Raw genomic sequence first — 2953 nt, 5'->3', positions numbered from 1 at the left:
GGGTCCGGCGCCCGGGGGGCGCCCGCCCCCCGGGCGGGGGGGCGCCCGGCGCGCGGGCCCCGGGGCCCCCCCCACCCCCCCCCCCCCCCCCCCCCGCGCGGCTGGCGGCCCCACCTCGACAGAGCGCAGGCGGCACGTCGTGCAACCTCGACAGAGCGCAGGCGGCACGTCGTGCGACCTCGACCTCGACCACGTCGGCAGGAGCCGACCAGCGCGCCGGGACTCAGCCCGCGTAGGACCCGACCAGGCGCACGGCCCCGCCGTCGACGCCCTTGGCACCCTGCTCGAACCCGGTCAGGTCGCGCGTGCCGATCGACACCGTGCCGACCTCCCACGCCGGCAGCCCGGCCGACCGGAGCGTCGCGGTGACCCCGTCGACCGATGCTGCCGAGACGATCGCGAACATGCCGATGCCCAGGTTCCAGGTGCTCTCGGTGTCCTCGATCGGGGTGCCGGCCAGCTCCGCCAGGACGCGGAACACCGGCAGCGGCTGCCAGGTGGAACGGTCGACCTCGACCCACGAGCCGACGGGCAGCACGCGCGCCAGGTTCGCCGCGATGCCGCCACCGGTGACGTGGGACAGCGAGTGCACGTCGCCCGGGTGTCCGTCGATCAGCTCGAGCAGCGGGGTCGTGTAGAGGCGGGTGGGCTCGAGCAGGGCCTCGCCGACCAGCCCGCCGAGCTCCGGCAGCGTGTCGGTGTAGCCGATGCCGCGCTGGCCCAGGATGTGCCGGACGAGCGAGTACCCGTTCGAGTGCAGCCCGGAGGACTCGATCGCGATGACCACGTCGCCGTCCTGCACCAGGTGGGCGCCGAGCTGCGAACCGGCCTCGACCACGCCGACCGCGGCACCGGCGACGTCGTAGTCGTCCGGTCCGAGCAGGCCCGGGTGTTCCGCGGTCTCGCCGCCGACCAGGGCGGTGCCGGTGGCCGCGCAGCCGCGGGCGATGCCGGCGACGATGTCGGCGATGCGGTTCGGGACGACCCGGCCGCAGGCGATGTAGTCCGTCATGAACAGCGGCGTCGCGCCGACCACGACGATGTCGTCGACGACCATGCCGACCAGGTCCTGCCCGATCGTGTCGTGCTTGTCGATGGCCTGCGCGATCGCGACCTTCGTGCCGACGCCGTCGGTCGAGGTGGCGAGGAGGGGCCGCTCGTAGTCCTTGAGGAACGAGACGTCGTACAGACCGGCGAAGCCGCCGACCCCGCCCAGGACTGACGCGTTGTGCGTCGCCGACACGGCGGACTTCATGAGCTCGACGGCCAGGTCACCGGCAGCGGTGTCGACGCCGGCCTCGGCGTAGGGGTTGGGCATACGTCGTCCTCCGCAGGGCATGGCAGACTTGTTCGGTACCACCCGATCCTACGGTCTGGAGCACCCCGCGAATGTGCGGCATCGTCGGCCTCGTTGCGCAGGGGCCTGCAAACCAATCCATCTACGACGCCCTGCTCCTCCTGCAACACCGGGGACAGGACTCCACGGGCATCGCCACGGTCGACGGTCACGTGCACCACATGCACAAGACCCGCGGCCACGTGCGCGAGGGTTTTCGTACCCGTGACATGCGGGCACTCCTCGGGACGATGGGCCTCGGCCACGTCCGTTACGCCACCCGCGGCGCCGCCGTGAACGAAGAGGAAGCCCAGCCGTTCTACGTGAACGCGCCGTACGGCATCGTCCTCGTGCACAACGGCAACCTGACGAACACGCGGGAACTCACCCGCGAGCTGTTCGACATCGACCGCCGGCACCTCAACACGACCTCGGACACCGAGCTGCTCGTGAACGTCCTGGCGCACGAGCTGCAGGGCCAGGTCCGCGGCACGCACCTCGACCCCGGGCAGGTGTTCGACGCGGTCGAGCGCGTGCACGAGCGGGTCGAGGGTTCGTACGCCACGATCGCCACGATCGCGGGTCACGGCCTGCTGGCGTTCCGCGACCCGTTCGGCATCCGGCCGCTGATCCTCGGGCACAAGTTCGACGACGCCGGCAAGAGCGAGTGGGTCGTCGCGTCCGAGTCCCTGGTGCTCGAGTCCGGCGGCTACGACATCGTCCGCGACGTCGCCCCGGGCGAGGCCGTCTTCATCGAGATGGACGGCACGATGCACGCCCGGCAGTGCGCGAAGGACCCGCGCCTGGTGCCGTGCTCCTTCGAGTACGTCTACCTGGCCCGTCCGGACTCCGTGATGAACGGCATCTCCGTGTACGACGCCCGTCTCCGCCTGGGCAACCGCCTGGCGGACACGATCGAGCAGTACGCCCCGACCGGCGACATCGACGTCGTGATGCCGATCCCGGACTCCAGCCGCCCTGCCGCGATGCAGGTCGCGCAGAAGCTCGGCATCGAGTACCGCGAGGGCTTCTACAAGAACCGCTACGTCGGCCGCACGTTCATCATGCCAGGGCAGGCGGAGCGCAAGCGTTCGGTCCGCCAGAAGCTCAACGCGATGTCGTCCGAGTTCAAGGGCAAGAACATCCTGATCGTGGACGACTCCATCGTGCGCGGTACGACGAGCCGCGAGATCGTCGAGATGGCGCGGGCCGCCGGCGCGAACGAGGTCACCTTCACGAGTGCGGCGCCCCCGGTCCGGTTCCCGCACGTCTACGGCATCAACATGCCGACGCGCGCCGAGCTGATCGCCCACGACCGGAAGATCCCGGAGATCAACCGGGTGCTGGGCAGCGACCACCTGATCTACCAGGAGATCGGTGACATGCGCGACGCGATCATCGAGGGCTCGGACGTCACGGACCTCGAGATGAGCTGCTTCACGGGCGAGTACGTCACCGGTTCGGTGTCGCCGGAGTACCTGGCCTGGGTCGAGGCGAACCAGCTCAGCTGACGCCGGTTCCGCACCGTGCGGACCAACGGACTGGAGGCCCCCCCCCAACGGGGGACGGGGCGCCCCCGGTGTAATATAAAAAAAAGACCGCCCCCGACCCCCACCC

The 2953-nt window shown here is 70.6% G+C and carries 2 protein-coding genes; one reads left to right on the top strand and one right to left on the bottom strand.

Annotated features, from left to right (window positions below; translation table 11 throughout):
* Positions 1 to 223: 223 nt before the first annotated feature.
* On the bottom strand, positions 224 to 1318 hold the full coding sequence (purM, locus tag QCD68_RS17040) for a phosphoribosylformylglycinamidine cyclo-ligase (protein WP_301223873.1): 1095 nt from the start codon (positions 1316 to 1318) through the stop codon (positions 224 to 226).
* 71 nt (positions 1319 to 1389) lie between these two features.
* Between purM and purF the strand changes: the two genes are divergently transcribed.
* On the top strand, positions 1390 to 2847 hold the full coding sequence (purF, locus tag QCD68_RS17035; RefSeq protein ID WP_221851847.1) for an amidophosphoribosyltransferase: 1458 nt from the start codon (positions 1390 to 1392) through the stop codon (positions 2845 to 2847).
* The last annotated feature ends 106 nt before the right edge of the window (positions 2848 to 2953 follow it).

This window comes from Curtobacterium sp. PsM8 (assembly GCF_030433875.1).
Classification (GTDB): domain Bacteria; phylum Actinomycetota; class Actinomycetes; order Actinomycetales; family Microbacteriaceae; genus Curtobacterium.
Note: the sequence above shows the minus strand (reverse complement) of the source record. Positions and strands in the feature narration are given on the sequence as shown.